This window comes from Microbulbifer agarilyticus (assembly GCF_019800665.1).
GTDB lineage: Bacteria > Pseudomonadota > Gammaproteobacteria > Pseudomonadales > Cellvibrionaceae > Microbulbifer > Microbulbifer agarilyticus_C.
On record NZ_JAHVKO010000001.1, the window covers coordinates 889442 to 906792 of the forward strand.

General features: G+C 53.7%; 14 protein-coding genes. 4 read left to right on the plus strand and 10 right to left on the minus strand.

All coding sequences use genetic code 11. The features are described from left to right. Positions 1-13 precede the first annotated feature (13 nt). Positions 14-517, minus strand: coding sequence for an Lrp/AsnC ligand binding domain-containing protein (locus KUV22_RS03680; RefSeq protein ID WP_222228462.1), 504 nt, complete (start codon positions 515-517; stop codon positions 14-16). A gap of 149 nt (positions 518-666) precedes the next feature. Between KUV22_RS03680 and putA the strand changes: the two genes are divergently transcribed. Beyond that, positions 667-3813, plus strand: a complete 3147-nt coding sequence (putA, locus tag KUV22_RS03685; RefSeq protein WP_222228463.1) for a bifunctional proline dehydrogenase/L-glutamate gamma-semialdehyde dehydrogenase PutA — start codon at positions 667-669, stop codon at positions 3811-3813. Between the two features lie 92 nt (positions 3814-3905). On the opposite strand, the gene KUV22_RS03690 is transcribed toward putA, so the two are convergent. Beyond that, a complete protein-coding gene (locus KUV22_RS03690; protein WP_222228464.1) occupies positions 3906-4790 on the minus strand; it encodes a hypothetical protein in 885 nt (294 codons plus the stop codon). 1432 nt (positions 4791-6222) lie between these two features. Here KUV22_RS03690 and KUV22_RS03695 point away from each other — a divergent pair. Further along, entirely contained in the window at positions 6223-8979 is a 2757-nt protein-coding gene (locus tag KUV22_RS03695; RefSeq protein ID WP_222228465.1) for a cytochrome c peroxidase, read from the plus strand. Positions 8980-9126: 147 nt separating this feature from the next. On the opposite strand, the gene KUV22_RS03700 is transcribed toward KUV22_RS03695, so the two are convergent. The 8 genes from KUV22_RS03700 to KUV22_RS03735 form a co-directional block, all read right to left on the minus strand. Continuing rightward, a complete protein-coding gene (locus KUV22_RS03700) occupies positions 9127-9522 on the minus strand; it encodes a glycine zipper family protein (RefSeq protein WP_222228466.1) in 396 nt (131 codons plus the stop codon). A gap of 175 nt (positions 9523-9697) precedes the next feature. Continuing rightward, complete coding sequence (locus KUV22_RS03705; RefSeq protein ID WP_222228467.1) at positions 9698-10435, minus strand: hypothetical protein; 738 nt, start codon at positions 10433-10435, stop codon at positions 9698-9700. Between the two features lie 38 nt (positions 10436-10473). Then, positions 10474-11067 carry a DUF2878 domain-containing protein gene (locus KUV22_RS03710; RefSeq protein ID WP_222228468.1) on the minus strand — a complete coding sequence of 198 codons (594 nt, stop codon included), beginning with the start codon at positions 11065-11067 and terminating at the stop codon, positions 10474-10476. After that, a complete protein-coding gene (locus tag KUV22_RS03715; protein ID WP_222228469.1) occupies positions 11067-12482 on the minus strand; it encodes an SAM-dependent methyltransferase in 1416 nt (471 codons plus the stop codon). The genes KUV22_RS03710 and KUV22_RS03715 overlap by 1 nt, the downstream gene beginning before the upstream one ends. A gap of 50 nt (positions 12483-12532) precedes the next feature. Beyond that, positions 12533-13270 (minus strand): DUF1365 domain-containing protein, encoded by a 738-nt coding sequence (locus KUV22_RS03720; protein ID WP_222228470.1) that lies wholly within the window; start codon positions 13268-13270, stop codon positions 12533-12535. Beyond that, the gene (locus KUV22_RS03725; RefSeq protein ID WP_222228472.1) at positions 13263-14561 is read right to left on the minus strand and encodes an NAD(P)/FAD-dependent oxidoreductase; all 1299 of its coding nucleotides are present in this window, start codon (positions 14559-14561) and stop codon (positions 13263-13265) included. The genes KUV22_RS03720 and KUV22_RS03725 overlap by 8 nt, the downstream gene beginning before the upstream one ends. Continuing rightward, positions 14561-15349, minus strand: a complete 789-nt coding sequence (locus tag KUV22_RS03730; protein WP_222228474.1) for an SDR family NAD(P)-dependent oxidoreductase — start codon at positions 15347-15349, stop codon at positions 14561-14563. The genes KUV22_RS03725 and KUV22_RS03730 overlap by 1 nt, the downstream gene beginning before the upstream one ends. Then, on the minus strand, positions 15346-15792 hold the full coding sequence (locus tag KUV22_RS03735; RefSeq protein WP_222228476.1) for a nuclear transport factor 2 family protein: 447 nt from the start codon (positions 15790-15792) through the stop codon (positions 15346-15348). The genes KUV22_RS03730 and KUV22_RS03735 overlap by 4 nt, the downstream gene beginning before the upstream one ends. A gap of 221 nt (positions 15793-16013) precedes the next feature. On the opposite strand from KUV22_RS03735, the gene KUV22_RS03740 reads away from it, so the two are divergent. Beyond that, positions 16014-16634, plus strand: coding sequence for a sigma-70 family RNA polymerase sigma factor (locus KUV22_RS03740; RefSeq protein WP_261319090.1), 621 nt, complete (start codon positions 16014-16016; stop codon positions 16632-16634). Between the two features lie 6 nt (positions 16635-16640). Continuing rightward, the gene (locus KUV22_RS03745) at positions 16641-17342 is read left to right on the plus strand and encodes a ChrR family anti-sigma-E factor (protein WP_222228480.1); all 702 of its coding nucleotides are present in this window, start codon (positions 16641-16643) and stop codon (positions 17340-17342) included. Positions 17343-17351: the final 9 nt, after the last annotated feature.

Here is a 17351-nt window from a genome sequence, read left to right on the forward strand (position 1 = left end):
CGGGACTTAAGGGTCAGCGCTTGCCGCTTTTGGGTTCCGGCTCAGGGATGGCAACAGAGGTATCGGTCTTCACCTCCTCGATCACCACATAGGTATGGGTCTCCCGCACACCCGGTACCGAGGCCAGCTTTTCCCCGAGGAATTGGCGATAGCCGAGCATATCCTTAATACGGATTTTGATCAGGTAGTCAAAACCGCCGGCCACCATATGACACTCCTGCACCTCTTCAAGACCAGACAGGTGCTTGTTGAATGCTTCGAGCGCTTCTGTGGCGGTATCGGTCAGAGACACCTGGATATACACCACCAGACCAGCGTGTACCTTCAGCGGGTCCAGCAGTGCGACATATTCTTTGATGAAGCCTTCACGCTCCAAGCGCTTGACCCGTTCAAGACAGGGCGTGGGGCTGAGATTGACTCGGCGCGCCAGCTCCACATTGGGAAGACGGCCTGCATGCTGAAGAATTCGCAGAATCTGGCGGTCGATACGGTCCAGATCTTCCAATTTTCGAGACATAGCAAAATACCCTACTGGTAATTAACCGGATAACCCCTACATTTAACCACACTTTTTTCCAAATTGGAGATTAATTCTGGGATATTTCCCACATAATCCGGTTTTTTATTCTGACCAAATTTTCCCTAGGGAGTTTCGAGGAAATACCTATGCCCACACACTTCTCCGGAGATCTCAAAAGTGCACGCCAGAAAGCACGGGAATACCTGCACGCCGACGAGAACCAATGCGTCAGTGAACTACTGGCCGCCCCGCGTCCTGGCGAAGCACTACGCGAGAAGATTCTGGCAACCGCCAGCGATCTGGTGGTTAAGTCCCGCGAACAGCGCAGCAAGCGCGGTACTCTGGATGCCTTCCTGCAGCAGTTTGGACTCTCTAATAAGGAAGGGGTTGCACTGATGTGCCTGGCGGAGTCCCTGCTACGGGTCCCGGATTCAGACACCGCAGACAAGCTGATCGCCGAAAAGGTGCATTCCGGGAACTGGTCGAGCCATCGCGGTCAGTCTGACTCACTGTTCGTAAACGCGTCGACCTGGGGCCTGATGCTCACCGGCAACATCGTTGAGCTGGACCCGGACATTACCGAAAAACCTTCTACCTGGGTGAAGCGCCTGGTCAGTCGCATGGGTGAACCCATGGTCCGCACCTCCATGATGCAGGCCATGAAAATCATGGGTGGGCAGTACGTTCTCGGTCGCACCATTAAAGAAGCACTGAAGCGCGGCCCGGCCGAAAACAAGCCCGGCACCCGCTTCTCCTTCGACATGCTCGGCGAAGGCGCCCGCACCATGGCAGACGCCCAGCGTTACTTCGATGCCTACATGATGGCCATTGAAGCCATTGGCGCGGATAACACCAAGCGCGATGTTGTGGAAGCCAACGGTATTTCCATCAAGCTTTCTGCCCTGCACCCCCGCTACAGTGAACTGCAACGGCAACGGGTAATGTCCGAACTATTGCCACAGGTGAAAGCCTTGTGTGTGGCGGCAGCCAAATACGACATGGGCCTGAATATCGATGCCGAAGAAGCTGAGCGCCTGGATATTTCACTGGATATCTTCGAGGCTCTCGCCCGCGACGCGGAGCTGAGTAATTGGCAGGGCCTTGGCTTTGTACTTCAGGCCTACCAGAAACGCGCCCCGCACGTAGCCGACTGGCTGATCGCCCTTGGCCGTGACACCGGCCGCAAGCTGATGGTTCGCCTGGTGAAAGGTGCTTACTGGGATACCGAGATCAAGCACGCACAGCAAATGGGCCTTACCGATTACCCGGTCTATACCCGCAAGTGCCACACCGACCTGTCCTACCAGGTTTGTGCGAAGAAACTGCTCGATGGCCGCGACGCCATTTACCCGCAGTTTGCTACGCACAATGCTTACACCGTTGGCCTGATTCTCGAGCTGGCGGGTGACGCAAACAATTACGAGTTCCAGCGCCTTCACGGCATGGGCCACCTGCTGTACGACCAGATCGAGGCGGTACACGGTAAGTCGGTTCCGGTACGGGTTTATGCGCCAGTAGGCGCGCACAAAGACCTGCTTCCCTACCTGGTTCGTCGCCTGCTGGAAAACGGCGCAAACAGTTCTTTCGTCAACCGTTTCATGGACGAGGCAACGCCAGTATCCGAACTGGTACAGGACACTCTCAAGCAAAGTGAAGCCTGCAACCCGTACCGCCACCCGGAAATTCCGGTGCCAGCAGACATCTACCTCGGCCATGAAGGCCTACCGCGAAAAAATTCTCACGGCATCGAACTGACCGATCCAATTGCTGCTGCTCCTCTGCTGCAGACTGTCGCCAACAGCGAGAGCATGATGTGGAGTGGCGGCCCGATTGTAGACGGCGTTGCCGGCAGTGCAGACCTGCCCGTAGTCAATCCGGCGACCGGTTCCCTGGTTGGCTATACGGCAAATACGTCTGCCGAACAGATTCAACAGGCATTCGCATCAGCGGCAGAATCACAGCGCGGCTGGGACCGCCTGGGTGGTAATGCGCGCGCGAAGATCCTCGACAAAGTCGCGGACCTGTATGAGCAACATTCCGACGAGCTGGTGGCGATGATCTGCCGCGAAGCCGGCCGTACCCTAAATGATGGCATTAGCGAAGTGCGCGAAGCCGTCGATTTCTGTCGCTACTACGCCAATGGTGCGCGCAAGCATTTCAGTACCCCCACTACCCTGCCCGGACCTACTGGTGAAAGTAACGAGCTGAGTTTGTGCGGTCGCGGTGTGTTTGTCTGCATCAGCCCGTGGAATTTCCCGCTGGCAATTTTCACCGGCCAGGTGGTTGCAGCTCTGGCTGCCGGCAACGGCGTGCTAGCAAAACCTGCTGAACAAACACCAATTATTGCCGCACGCGCAATCCAGCTGATGCACGAGGCCGGCGTTCCGAGCCAGGTATTGCACCTGATCACCGGTACCGGTGCCGCTGTGGGACAACCACTGCTGGACGATCCACGCGTAGCCGGCGTTGCGTTTACCGGTTCCACCGAAACCGCAAAACACATCAACCGACAGCTGGCGGAGAAAGACGGACCCATCGTACCGCTCATCGCCGAAACCGGTGGCCAGAATGTGATGATCGTGGACTCCACCGCACTGCCGGAGCAGGTAGTGGATGATGTGATTCAGTCTGCCTTCCTGAGCGCCGGTCAGCGTTGTTCCGCCCTGCGCATCCTGTGTGTGCAGGACGTCATCGCAGACAACCTGCTCAACATGCTGAAAGGTGCGTGTGAAGAGCTGACTCTGGGCGATCCAGCCAAACTGGAAACCGACATCGGCCCAGTGATTGACGAGAAGGCACTTGGCCTCTTGGAAGCGCACCGCGAGCGCATGGCGGTAGAAGCCAATCCATTGTTTGCATTTGACCCGGCCAAGCAGCCCAAAGACGGCACCTTCTTTGGCCCACAGGTGGTGGAAATCAAAGACTTCGATCTGCTGAAGCGCGAAGTCTTCGGTCCTTTCCTGCACGTGGTGCGCTTCAAGGCTGAGGAACTGGAAGACGTCATCCACCGCATTAACGCAACGGGTTACGGACTCACCTTTGGCCTGCACTCTCGTATCGAGGGCCGTGCCGGTGCCATCTTCAAGCGTGTGGATGCGGGTAACTGCTATGTAAACCGCGATATGGTGGGCGCCGTGGTTGGGGTAAACCCCTTTGGCGGTATGGGCCTGTCCGGTACCGGCCCCAAGGCTGGCGGTCCGCATTACCTGTTCCGTTTTGGCAACGAAAAAACCAAAACGGTGAACACCGTTGCCACCGGTGGCAACACTCAACTGTTTACCCTCGGGCAGTAAGCGCTCAATCGAGCGCGCATTAACTGCCATCCCAAAATACAAAGGGCGCATTCATAAGAATGCACCCTTTTTTTGGGAATCAGGCCAGAAAATTACTGGACGATCACACCAACGTTTGCGGTACCCGCCTGAAACACGATGGCGGTATCGCCAAAGCCAAACAGCTGAAAGGTACTATGTACGTTGTACTCACCCACCTGCGTGGTCATGGAATTCAGACTGTAACCACCCTGCACCGTTGAGGCATAGTTACCAACACCGACTTGCAAGGTTGCCTGGCTCAAGTCGACACCAATCTGATCCACCATCGCATGGTTGTACTCACCGTCCTGGATAATTAGAGAGTCACTGTAGAAGGCACTCTGAAGCGTAACTGCACTGTTTCCAGTGCCGTATTGGAAGGTGTACGCATCGGAGCCGTGGCTACCTACTTGAAGGGTATAGGCATTGTTGCCCAGACCATATTGCTCGATGTTGATATTGGAATACGATGTACCCCACTGCGAAGCAGCCCCATTGTTGCCGTAGCCATGCTGGATAACCGCAATTTCACTGGAGTTACTCCAGGTTTGATCTGTATTTGCGTAGTTAAATCCACCGTACTGGCGAACCTTCACATAGGTATCGTAGCTAAAGGCCTGATAGGTGGAAGCCTCATTCAGGAAGCCAACCTGGCGCACATTCGCAAGGTTATCGTAGCCATCTTCCTGAACAGAAGTGGCCATATTCAGCTCACCCTCTTGATACTGATAGATTGCACTACCGGTTTCCGTACCGTCCTGAGTGGCATCAGCCATATTCCCAAAACCGTACTGCTTTTGCAGAATGAAATTGTTTGATGAGTCGGGGCTGTGCTGATCTGCAGTGGCACTATTCAAAAACCCTTCCTGCAGCTGGGTAGCCACATTGTTGTCAGCCATAGCTACTGAGCTCACCGCCAACATCACTGCTGCGGCAATCGGGGTATACGCCTTCATGAATATCTCCTTGAACATCTACAAGCCGGAAGTCCATTTCTCGGACAAAGCAAACCGACTAATTCAGGTGTGGTTCGACACCCGGTTTTGGTGATTCACAGATTACCCGCCGAGCCCGCGGCAGATGGAACGAGACATCCAGTCGGCTCAACATCGATACGTAATACCAGTGTCGGATCACGCACATAAGTGCCAGACGTCTCAAACCCAAGCGCCGAAAACTCACTTGTTCGGTGAAACTGCTTGATTAGACAAGGCCCGTGCTAATTAAAACCAACCGGTGTGTGACAGCAAAAACAACATCACAGGATGAATTAGTCGTCTTACCTTGAAAGACTGATCTTATTTCGTACAACCTGATCGAATTACGAACAATCGACTTTGATTTTTGAACGAAGACAACGGGCTCGCCATAGGAGAGAAGTTTTAATTCACTAGGAAGAAAGTGGTAAATCGCGGGGGACGGCGCAACGCTCAACCCAGCATGATGGGGCAAGTGTCAGATGGGCTTGCAGCCATTGCTCAGACTCGAGAAAACGCACTGCGCCAAATACTTCTGAACTAACCGAACAGCTACTTCCCACTTGCACCCAAGCAACTCCTGAAGACACATCGAAATTTGGAATGACACAATAAGGTCACATAGAGCGCAGGCCCTTTTTCTTACAAACTTCGTAGCTTAATTGCGAGCAGAGAAATGACGATAAACACTGATCGCCCTCACATTGGCTCTCACATTGGCTCCCTCATTGGCTCTAAGGGACCCACTGCAATACGCGCTAAAAACACTTACAAAACTGCGGGAAAACATAGTTTCGGCTAAATGCACCGTAAAAATTTCTCAATTTTCCTCAGTCGATTATTGGGAGAATCTCTTCCCTACTCCCCGAAAAAATCTCCGCGCAATGACGTTGCTAACAGCTGTTTTTCATAAAGTTTTTCCCTATTTGCACAGTTTTTCGGTTTTTTCACGGCTTTAAAGGCTGCATTTGGCCATGAGATCAATTTCCCATACGTCCCGGCCACCAGCCGGTACTTCCTTCTCATATCTCGCTCTTTGCCATTACGTAGACATTTGTCATCTGCGCCTCAGAAACCTATTTTTTTAATATTGCCGAAAAAATGATCAGCTTCGGGATGAATGCTGTCGTTTGCTCAGGACGATTTATGCGAAGGGGATCGCGCGGCAATTTACGAATCGATCAGCGTAACTAGCGAGAGGGATCTAGCCATGGCTTGCCGAAAAGGCGATTACCGTCCTCCACAGGATGGACGGTCAAACGCACCACCCGACTCAAACGGATCACCGTTTCCCGGAACGAGAAAATCATTAGCCCGCGCATTTTTGCAAAGAGGCGGGGCCTGGGGCTTATCCCTTTCGCTGATTGCCGGCCCAGCTTTAGCTGACGTCCCCCCGCTCAGCAAGGTCGCTGTGCCCGACGTAAACGTGCTTGGCCTGCTGGACGGCCAGGGCGATGGTTTCAATCCCGCCGAGTGGGAGCAGATCACCAAACCCAATAAGCGCACCGACCTCCAGCAGCTCGGCAAGCTGTTTTTCTTTGATATGCAAGTAGGCAGTGATGGTGTTCAGGCCTGTGCGAGTTGTCACTTCAACTCGGGCGCTGACATTCGCGCGATGAACAGCATGAGCCCAGGTCTGCTACGCGGAGACACATCGCATCAGTTACTGGGGGTTAACAAAAAGCTCAGCGTAATGGACTACGGCGGCCTAAGTTCGCCTCGCGGTTTCCCCATTAGCGAGAGCGCGCTAATCGGTGCTGGGGCAACACCGGATCAAGAAGATGGCACCCCAGGTAATCTCGTGGATACCGCTTTACTCGGCTCTATTGCGGGCCAGGACATAAACGACGTTGTGTCATCTCAAGGGGTTCGTGCGACTGGCTTCGGTGGACTAATCCCGGGTTCCATTCAAGATTCAGGTATTCTCGAAGCTCTTGATGACGGCTTCGATGACAGTGATGACTTATTTGACGGATTCCCAAATAAGGATCTGGACTTCCCCAATACTGTGCGACGCGTGGAACCCCGTAACACACCCACTACCTACAACGCGATCTTTAACCAGAGCAGCTTCTGGGATGGCCGCGCGGATATGTTTTTTAACGGTGTAAACACACTGGGTTTCCGCGACCCGGATGCCAAACTTCGTGTTTACGAGGGTGGTAACTACGCACTTAAACACTCTGTGCTAATTCCTTTCTCTTCCCTAGCCTCCCAGGCCGTAGGCCCGATCGGTAGTGATTTCGAAATGGAATTTATTCATCGCGGCGGCGGTGGCGGCGGCGACTACAATCTTGGTCGCAAAATGGTGAAGCTCACTCCCCTCTATGGGCAGTGGGTGAACTGTAACGACTCCTTACTGGGCCCACTAGCCGGCTGTGATCCTGCTGAAGAACAGGTTCGCGGTATCAACGGCTATCTCTACTCCGACTTTATCAAGGATATTTTCCTCGAGAAATTCTGGGGTGATGGCTCTGGCAACGATGTCTGCCTGACCAAAGCTTCGAATTTCACCCAGAAAGTCGACATGAGCAATTGCAGCTACGGCTCTGGAAACAGAACCCTAATGGAGGTTAACTTCAACCTCTTCTGGGGACTCGCCGTGCAGGCCTACGAGGCGACACTCACTACCGGCAATACCATTGTCGACCTGATGGCGGGAGGAATGATCGATTCCGACCCCGATGGCGACCATGGACCGGAAACCATCATTGAGCACATCAGTTCCGACGGCCGCACCATGGTTCGCCTGGATATAGGTAAAAGCCGCCCACCGGCAGGTACACCGTCACGCAGCTTCAAGATGATTAATGGCCGCTTCATGATCGTCATGGACTGGACTGGTCTGCAGCCCGACGGCGACGGTGTTTCGTTTGAAGACTGCTCGGTAATGCTGCCGCCTTCGTCGACGGAGGTAGAAGCCTCTGCTGCTTATGACTCTTGTGCGATGAAGTTCGCCGAGTTTATCCATCCAAAAGCCGAGACAGGATCGGAAGCCCCCAACGCGCCCAACCAGCCGGAAAGTGGAACGCTGGTGGCTGGCGAGCCTATCGGCGGATGTGCCCCTCCCTACGATTCTCGCGTGTGTGAAGCTGCGGCTGCCACCATCGCGAATATCGACGAAGGTATGGGACGCTTCCAGGCTGGTGCTACAAACTGTGCCGAGTGTCATGCCTCTGCTGAGTTTACCGGCGCGACCATCAGTGGTACTACCGGCTTTGGTGTCGAACCTGTGCCCGCCGGTGAAGAACCGCCGGCGATCATAGAGCGCATGAACACCTTTGAGAACCAGGGCGTTTATGATGCTGGTTTCTACAATCTCGCGATTCGTCCCACTGGCGAAGATTTGAGTGTAGGAGGCAACATCACTACCACCAACGGTGGCCTGATCCCCCTGTCAAAAGCCAAGCTGGCACAGCTGATCGGTATGCTGCCGGGCGACCTGCCCGCGCCGTACAACAGCCCTGAAAGCAAGGCCGTGTTGCAGAAAATTGCAGATAGCCTGCAGGCTGGTGTCGGCGTCGGCGGCGTGCAAATACCAACCGCGCCTGGGGATTTGACAGCCAAACCGTTCGCGATAAACCTGGCCTGTGATCCGGAAATGGGACTGGTGGTTTGTGATCCGACGGTACCGAGCGACGATCTGGTATTGCGCAATGGCTTCTTTAAGACACCGACCATCCGCATGACCAAGTTCACCGGTCCGTTTATGCACAATGGATCGAAGATGAACCTGCGTCAGGTTTTGGAGTTCTACAAAACGGTTGTGGACTTCGACCTCAGCGATGACAAGCGCTTCGGTGTGGCCAACCTTAACCTGCATAATCTGGACGCCGGATTGCGTATTGTGGATGTAGGTGCAGATCGCGAGGCGGCGATGGTGGAAATGATGGAAACCGGCTTGACCGACTGGGGCGCTGCCTACCAGGAAGGCAAGTTCGACCATCCGCAAATTTGTGTTCCTAATGGCCATGACGACAAAGGCCGGACCATACTTGCGAATATTGCCGCCGTCGGTGCAGAAGGCAATTCGACTCGGATCATTACCTTCCAGGAAATCTTGGAAAATGCATCAGGTTTCACCAATGACCTGAGTGATCCGTGCGATATGGACATTGCCGATGGAGATGGTAAGTCCAAAATTGAAGTACCCTTCGCGGCGCCCTGATCGCTAAACCTTATCGCTAAAACTTGAGCAAAGCCCGCACGGAAACGTGCGGGCTTTTTTGTGCATGCTAACGAAAAAAGCCGGAGGATGAATCCCCCGGCGAAAGCCAAGTCCTGTGAGTGCCGAATAGGAGTTGGTTTTAGAAACTCAGTTCAATACCCGGTAACCACGGCCGCGTAAACAGTTTCGGGCGATGTAGCCCTCTTCCGCATGGGCACTGCCGACCCCGCTGACGCCACCGACGATGGCACCAGCCCCTGCGGCCGCAGCAGCGGCGCTACTGCTATCGCCGATGATGGCACCCAGTGCACCACCGAGTAATGCACCGCCTGCAGCGCGCGAGAAGCCACGCCGACCGGCATCATTGCGTGCGGCCATGGACAGTGTTTTGCAATCTGCCAGGTCGAGCTGGTACTGGCGCATATTCACGCCCTGAGTGTCGATGACGATATTGCCGGCACCGTACACCTGTTCCTGCTGGGTGGCACACCCCAGAACAGTTGTCGCGGTAAACATCACGCCGAACACGAGTTGAATCTTCATTGGCGCACCTCACCACATGTTGTCGCCTGTATCCTCTTAGGTTTAGACGAAGGTGGGAATACGCGTCAGGATGGTTCGCTATATCTGGCACTGCGTTTATAGCGAAAGCGAGTGACTTACATGGGATAAAGACCATCACTCGCCTTAAGTAACGGGGAAACTTACGGATAGAGACTTACGGATAGAAGTAGCGGATATCGAGGTTCTGGGATTTCCCGGAGTCGTTCAACAGGTTCACCGTACCGCTGAAACGCAGCAGGCGTGGAGGCTCTGCTGCCTGCCCGTCGGCGGTGGGCGCACCATACTCCAGATAGATTTTGCCGCCGGCGAGCCAGCGCAGGAAGCCACTGGACAACTCCACCTCGATACAAAGATCTGGCCTGCTAGAAACGCATGGAGCCCGGCGCGCGCGCAAGGTGATTACGCGACCATGCAAAGGGGATGCAAAACCAAAATCGAGTGTTTGGCCTTGGGCAAGCGCCGAATAATTGCTGCGCACAAAAGCATCGAAACCGGCATCAACGACATCCACCTTGTTTGCCGCAACCCGCTTTTCCTGCAATCTCGCGCCCTGCTTGGGGCGATACCGCAGCAGCCACTGGTCCTGCTGCTTCACCGCCTCACGGATTTCACCGAGGCGAAAATCTTCCTGAGCCACATTGGGACGCGATGATGCGGGCAAGGTGCCCTGCCCACCCGGTGACGCCACACGCTTTTCCGCGATTTTTCTGCCATTCGGTGAGAAGTAAAGCACTCGCCAGTTATCTTCACCGGGCAGAAAGTACTCGCAATACTGAACCTGCTCACTCCCCGGCAGCGTTGCCCGGCCGACGACTTTGGCTTCAGATAGCACTGCTTGCGGAGCGCTGCAGCCGGTAACAGAGAGAGATAACACGAATATGGAAGCAATCATGAAGCTCGTCCTTCAACTCCATAAGAAAAAACAGCCAGCTATATCGAATCTGTGAGTATGGGTGGCTGGGTGACACGTAACAAACGAATAATCAGCGGTAAAAATACACACCACAATAGCCCCAGAACCAACAAGGTCAGCCATAAAGGCGTTGCCAGCGCGACCTCGCCACCAATTTTTGCACCAATCAAATAACTGAGTGGCCCGCCAAAAAAACCAAACACGGCAGAAAGCCACAGCTTTCCATGCAAAAAGACAAAGGCGTAGCGGACTGCGAGTGCAAAATTCAGCCACAGGCAGGCAAGCCATAGCGGCACCACTGTCGGTGAAGGTTCGGAGATAAATAGCCCGGTGCGGAACAGTATCGCGTCCATGGCGATACCGGCAACGGAGATGGAAATCAGCCACAAAAGCGAGCGAAAAACCGATGGCGGGGTGCCTTGGCTAAGAGCGGAGCTATGGAACAGAAAGAGATGGAAAGCGAAATTAAGCAGTGTGAATGCCACCACCAAAAGCGTTGAGGGATCCAGCACACATAGGAGCCAGATTCCCTCAAATATCAAACCACTGACCAGCATCTTCCAAAACGGAACTGGCCTGCTTTCGGCCTGCTGAACCAAAGGAATAGACATCAGTGCAGCGGGGGTAGCTTACGGCAGCGCGGTTTGGCGAAGGTAAACTGCGCAGTACTGATCACACGTTCCAGGAACCCGCCCTCGCAATAGCACAGGTAGAAGTCCCACATATTGATAAAGCGCTGATCGAACCCCTGCGCACGAATTTCATCGATATGTTCAAAGAACGCGGTGCGCCAGGATGCCAGGGTTTTGGCGTAATCAAAGGTAATATCGTCCAGACCCACAATCTGCATATCGGTATCTTCAGCGATATGCTTGGCCACCACCTGGTTCGATGGCAGACAGCCGCCCGGGAAAATGTACCGCTGAATAAAGTCGACACTGTTTTTGTAGGCATCAAACCGCTGATCCTGAATGGTGATCGCCTGCATCACCATAATGCCGTCTTCCTTGAGCAGAGCGCTACAGCGGCCGAAGAACGTGGAGTAGTACTCGTGCCCTACCGCCTCAATCATTTCGATGGAGACAATTTTGTCGAATTGCCCTTCCAACTCCCGATAGTCTTTGAGCAACAAGGTCACACGATTCTGTAAGCCTTCCCGCTCCACCCATGCCTTGGCGTGCTCATACTGCTCGCGAGAAATGGTGGTTGTGGTGACCTGACAACCGTAATGCTTCGCGGCATATACGGCCATGCCACCCCAGCCGGTACCGATTTCCAGCAGATGGTCAGTTGGCTTCAACTGCAACTTGCGGCAAATGCGGGCCATTTTAAATTCAGAGGCCTCTGCCAGACTGGCACTTTCGGATGGAAATACTGCGCTGGAATACAGCATGGTTGGATCAAGGAACAGACCAAAGAAGTCATTTCCCAGGTCATAGTGGGCCGAAATATTCTTCTTGGAACCATTTAACGAGTTCGCATTCAGCCGGTGCAACACACGCAGTGCAGCCTTCTGCATAAAGCCCCAACGGGAATCCAGATTCTGCAGCAGATCCTGGTTGGCAACCATAAGGCGTATGACCTGCACCAGATCCGGAGAATGCCAATCACCCTCCATATACGCTTCGCCAGAGCCGATGGTGCCGTTCATTAGTACCTGTGTGTAGGTCGCCGGTGAGCGAACATGAAGATGCGCCTCGATATCCGAGAATCCCGGTGTTTGACCATATTGGAAAATTTTATGCTCACCGTAAACTTCGTGCACATACAGTGTGCCGATGCTGATCGCAGAGAGCTTCCCCAATACCAGCTTGCGCGCGAGGCGCTCAAACCAGTTAAGGTCATTGACCTGCTGCCCTCTTCCCGCTTCACCTGCCACCTGAGCCTGCGTATTGCCATTGCTGACCAGACTGATATTTGGCTGGCCCTGTACAGGTGCAGGAGATTCATTCGTCAGGGACTGAGCCTCATCCGCTGATACCGATGGCTGAATGGCTTTCGCGACGTTCTTGTGCATCGAACTCATGATCGAAAATTCTCCCGAAGGCTTTGATTCTTAATTTGGTGAAGAAAATTTCAGGTCTGTGGATGCGAATACAGAGGCACCCTCTTAATCAACAGCTTGAGTGCTTCCCAGTATATGGCGCCAATGACCTTTACGGTAAACAGGGGGTACTGGATCAGTTTCCGAATGAGCGATGAGGCGGAAATTTCTTCTCGTTCTAAGGCCATACACGCGTCAAAAACGCACTCACCTTCTTGGACAGAGCGGATACTAACCGTCAGATGTTTGCCTGGCGTGGTGCTGCGCCAGTGGTACGCTTGATTACAGGGCATAAACGGGGATACGTGAAGCGTCTTATCAAAAATAGCCTTCTGCACCCGACCTCCGGATACCGGCAGCACATATCCATGCCGCTCATTCCATGGCGTATTGTGCACATCAACCAGAAGCGACTCGACCTGCTCTCCAGACCGATCAAAACAGTAATAGATACTGATTGGGTTCATGTTGTAGCCGAGGTACCGCCAGTTCGCGAGAAAGGCAATGGGACCTTGCGGACGCTCGCCCAGCTCCTCTGCAACCCTTGCCCTGACAGCCTCATCCAGGCTTACTTCGGGATCACCATAAAAGTCTTCTCGACAGAATCGCGCCGGGGCCAGTTTTGAACGCGACCAAAGTCGTGTCTGCGCAAGTATCTCGGGCAGTTCATCGAGAAACGCAAACATCATAAAGCCCCGATAACGAAACCGGTGCTCTCTCGGCGCAAAACGTCGATGTTGTATCCAACCGGAGTAGATACCACTACGCATTAAAATCGACTCCCAGTGCCTTCGCGACACGGACAGCACTTACCACACCGTCCTCATGGAAACCATTGGTCCAGTAGGCGCCACAAAACCAGGTACGATTCACGCCATTGATTTCTCCCCAGCGTGCCTGAGCACTATTTCCATTCACGGAAAACTGTGGGTGCTCATATTCGTACTCACCAATAATCTTGTTCTGATCAATCAGATGGTCTGCATTCAGAGTGACACAGTAGGTCTTACTGGTCTCCAAACGCTGCAAAATGTTCATGTTGTAGGTTAGCGCGGGCAAGGCACTATCATCACCTTGCAAGCGATAATTCCAGCTCGCCCAAGCGGACTGCCGCTTGGGAAGCAGGCTGGTATCCGTATGCAGGACTACCGAATTTTTCTCATATGGAATATGCCCCAGTATTTCAGATTCCGGGATGGAAGCATCGCCAAGAATTTTAAGCGCCTGGTCCGAATGACAGGCAAAAATCACCTGATCAAACTCCTGCATGCGCTTTTCACCAGAAGCGCTCAAATACTCTAACTGTACATGCTGGCCTACGCGGGTGACGCGCTGCACCGGGCTGCTCAAATGAATGCGATCTTTGAAGGATTCGATCATCGGTGCAATATAGGACTTGGAACCACCGCGAATCACTCGCCACTGAGGCCGGTTAAAGATATTCAGCAGACCGTGGTTGTAGAAGAACCGCACAAAAAAGTCGACGGAAAAATCCAGCATCCGCGACATACTGGCAGACCAAATGGCAGACCCCATAGGCACCAGATACCGCGATGCAAATTCAGCAGAATAACCATTGGTATCCAGATATGAACCCAGAGTTGTTGCCTCGCTGAGCTCGCCACGCTTCCAGTCGGTGACCGCATCGCGATTGAAACGCACAATATCTCGCAGCATCCGCCAGTGCCCACCATCCAACAGGTTTCGGCGCTGGGCAAAAAGAGAGTTCAGGTTGTTACCCGCGTATTCAAAGTCTTTGGCAAACTCGCCAGATCCGTTCGGCCCAGAGCCCAGGGCGGATACACTAAATCCCATATCCGTAGGCTGATTCTCGACCCCCAACTCTGCCATTAGTTTGATGAAATTCGGATAGGTCCAGTCGTTGAATACGATGAATCCGGTGTCGATGGGGATGGTTCTGTCGCCCTCTTCCACATCGATTGTCGCCGTATGCCCTCCGAGCCGCGAATCCGCTTCGAACAGGGAAATGTCATGCTTCTGATTGAGCAAATAGGCGGATGTAAGCCCTGAGATACCACTACCAATAATTGCAATACGCATTACACCTTCCTCAACGTTCGAATTCTTGTCATACGGGGTGCGATCAGATTGAACCAAACTGGGGACAGTGTCCCCAGAAGTCTCAACGGCCAGCTCAGTCTTTTCGGAAAATCGATCACTGAAGCATTGCCCTTCAGGCCGATCAAAATACGTTTTGCCGCCTGCTCTGCAGTCATCAGGAACGGCATATCAAAGTCGTTCTCTTGTGTGAGCGGAGTGTCGATAAATCCAGGGCGCACCAGCACGGTGCGCAAACAGACGTTAGCGGTATCCGCACGTAACGACTGCATAAAATAATCGACGGCCGCTTTTGAGGCACCATAGGCTTCTGCTCTCGGAAAACCTACGACAGAGGAAAGGCTGCTTACCGCAACAAATACAGGCTTCCGACTGTTGCTCAATAACGGTAATGATTCTCTCAGCGTATTCACCACGCCAAAAAAGTTTGCATCAAATACGCGGCGGTAGCTTTTGATATCCAAGGTTAACCCATCGTCGTACTCACAGGTACCCGCACAGGCAATTACCATGTCCAGTTGATCGGTAATTTCTCGTAAAGATGCGCCCGCTTCTGCAATCGAATCATCCTGGCCAACATCACAGGCAAGTACTCGGATGCGCTTGGGAGAGGCTTTCTGCAGCGTCAGCAATGGCTCGCGACGGCGTCCGCTGATAATGACATAGTGACCCTCTTCCACGAGGAGTCGCACTAACGCTGCACCGATACCCGAACCGGCGCCTGTCACCCAAATATTGAGTTTTGAACACCACTCTTGGGAATCACTCATGATGCGCTCCCGTTCTCTGCGAGTCGTCGCTTAACACCGCGTATAACGCTACCGAGCAGCGGCACATGCTCATACACCATGCCACCGAGATCGTAGACATCCTCATGGCTCACGACTCGATCATTGGCTTCATCGATTTTCACCAGGCTCGCGCCGCGTAATTCCAGCAACTTCCCACCACCAAGGCGTGGATGGCGAAAATACATCGTCCACCACAAAGTGCCCTTACCCTGCTGTTGCGCAGCGAAATCGAACTGAAATCGGCATTCCTGCAGGTTTTGTGACACTCCGGCAAAATATTTCTGCATAGCCTCCAGCCCGCGCACCTCATGCACCGGATCCTTAAACACGACATCCTGCGCATACACGCTGGCGATCGCGGCCGGGTCAGCGGCCAAAAAGTCTGAGTACAGCGATTTGAGACGCTCGATTGCGGCTGTCATTTTCGCCTTCCTTCTGAGTCAAATTACGTCATGAACAATTAGCTTCATCTATTTACGCGTCTTTCTACGGTTCGGATTACCGCACAACAGTCCGTGATTGGCACAGATAGCCTCTTAATTGGCAGAAAATCCTTCTTTTTGGTGATCCAGAGCGGGACCGGCAGCGTAGAAAGGCCGAGGAAACTGCTATTTCGCAGAATATGGAGTCAGGTTTCGCTATCATGGCCGTGAACTACATCAACCGGGGGAGTGCCGCTAAAGTGCAGGCATCTGAGAAAACCAGAGACGACGAATGGAGCAATTTGCTGGTTCGCGTCGGTCGTGACCGTGACCGAGTCTCGTTTGAGCAGCTGTTCAGCCACTTTGCTCCCCTGATTCGAGGCTTTCAGTTCAGCCGCGGCGGGCAGAGCTCTGCCCCTGAAGCAGCTGACGAACTGATCCAGGAAGTAATGTTCCGGGTCTGGACAAAGGCACCCACGTTTAATCCGGAAAAGGCCTCTGCCAGCACCTGGGTGTTCACGATCATGCGCAACTGCCGCATTGATGCACTGAGACGCAACAGCCGGCAGCCGGTGACCGACGAAAGCCTGAGCGTTGAAGACATCTGGGACGATAGTCAGGACGAGCAGCCTCTGGTGTTTTTGCAGCAATCGCGCAATCAGAGCGCGATCGCCCAAGGGCTTCAGAGCTTGCCCCCGGAACAGAGCCATGTGATCGAAAAGGCCTATGTGGAAGGCAAATCCCACAGCGAAATATCAGAAGAGTTGGGGCTACCCCTTGGCACCGTGAAGTCGCGTGTGCGGTTGGCCCTGAAAAAACTTCAAAGCACACTTGTCAGGTAGGGCACCATGATTCATTACCATCCCGACAACAACATGCTGCTTGAGTACGCCAGCGGCAGTCTAAGCTGGGCACAAAGCCTGGCGGTTTCGGCGCATATTCATTTTTGCCCGCAATGTGCGGCGCAAATGAAAATGCTCAATAACGTTGGCGGTAACCTGCTCTCAGCATCCGCACCCGTCGCGTCCGTGGAACGTGAAGATAGCGCGATCTTTGGTGATCTTATGCAGCGCATCGAAGCGCGCGAGAACGAAGAGCATGAGGAGCCAGCGGCACCTGCCAAAGCCGTCAGAGAGCGCACCTCTCGGGACCCGGCTTTCTCTGCGGTACCGCCAGTGGTCAAGAAGTTGCTGGCCCAGAACCCGGTTCTCAAATGGCGCCGACTCTCCAAAGGCCTGAAGGAAGCCCGCCTGAAAACCGGTCAGAACGAACTGGAAGTAGCGTTTCATCGCATTGCTCCCGGCAGCAAGGTGGCGGAGCATGACCACCGCGGCAAGGAAATCACCCTGGTTCTGTACGGTAGTTTTTCTGACGGCGAAGGCGTGTACTCCACAGGCGATTTCCTGGTGCGCGAGCCTGGCCAAGTGCACCGCCCAACCGCGACCCAAGATCAGGAGTGCCTGTGTCTGTCGGTTGTCGAAGCCCCGGTTGCGCTGACCGGACTTCTGGGCAGGATGATGAATCCATTCCTGTCGCTGAAGCCCCAATAAACAACAGGC

Coding starts and splice junctions, on each gene's coding strand:
- KUV22_RS03680 (WP_222228462.1), bottom strand. CDS start 517: ATGTCTCGAAAATTGGAAGATCTGGACCGTATCGACCGCCAGATTCTG.
- putA (WP_222228463.1), top strand. CDS start 667: ATGCCCACACACTTCTCCGGAGATCTCAAAAGTGCACGCCAGAAAGCA.
- KUV22_RS03690 (WP_222228464.1), bottom strand. CDS start 4,790: ATGAAGGCGTATACCCCGATTGCCGCAGCAGTGATGTTGGCGGTGAGC.
- KUV22_RS03700 (WP_222228466.1), bottom strand. CDS start 9,522: ATGAAGATTCAACTCGTGTTCGGCGTGATGTTTACCGCGACAACTGTT.
- KUV22_RS03705 (WP_222228467.1), bottom strand. CDS start 10,435: ATGATTGCTTCCATATTCGTGTTATCTCTCTCTGTTACCGGCTGCAGC.
- KUV22_RS03710 (WP_222228468.1), bottom strand. CDS start 11,067: ATGTCTATTCCTTTGGTTCAGCAGGCCGAAAGCAGGCCAGTTCCGTTT.
- KUV22_RS03715 (WP_222228469.1), bottom strand. CDS start 12,482: ATGAGTTCGATGCACAAGAACGTCGCGAAAGCCATTCAGCCATCGGTA.
- KUV22_RS03720 (WP_222228470.1), bottom strand. CDS start 13,270: ATGCGTAGTGGTATCTACTCCGGTTGGATACAACATCGACGTTTTGCG.
- KUV22_RS03725 (WP_222228472.1), bottom strand. CDS start 14,561: ATGCGTATTGCAATTATTGGTAGTGGTATCTCAGGGCTTACATCCGCC.
- KUV22_RS03730 (WP_222228474.1), bottom strand. CDS start 15,349: ATGAGTGATTCCCAAGAGTGGTGTTCAAAACTCAATATTTGGGTGACA.
- KUV22_RS03735 (WP_222228476.1), bottom strand. CDS start 15,792: ATGACAGCCGCAATCGAGCGTCTCAAATCGCTGTACTCAGACTTTTTG.
- KUV22_RS03740 (WP_261319090.1), top strand. CDS start 16,014: ATGGCCGTGAACTACATCAACCGGGGGAGTGCCGCTAAAGTGCAGGCA.
- KUV22_RS03745 (WP_222228480.1), top strand. CDS start 16,641: ATGATTCATTACCATCCCGACAACAACATGCTGCTTGAGTACGCCAGC.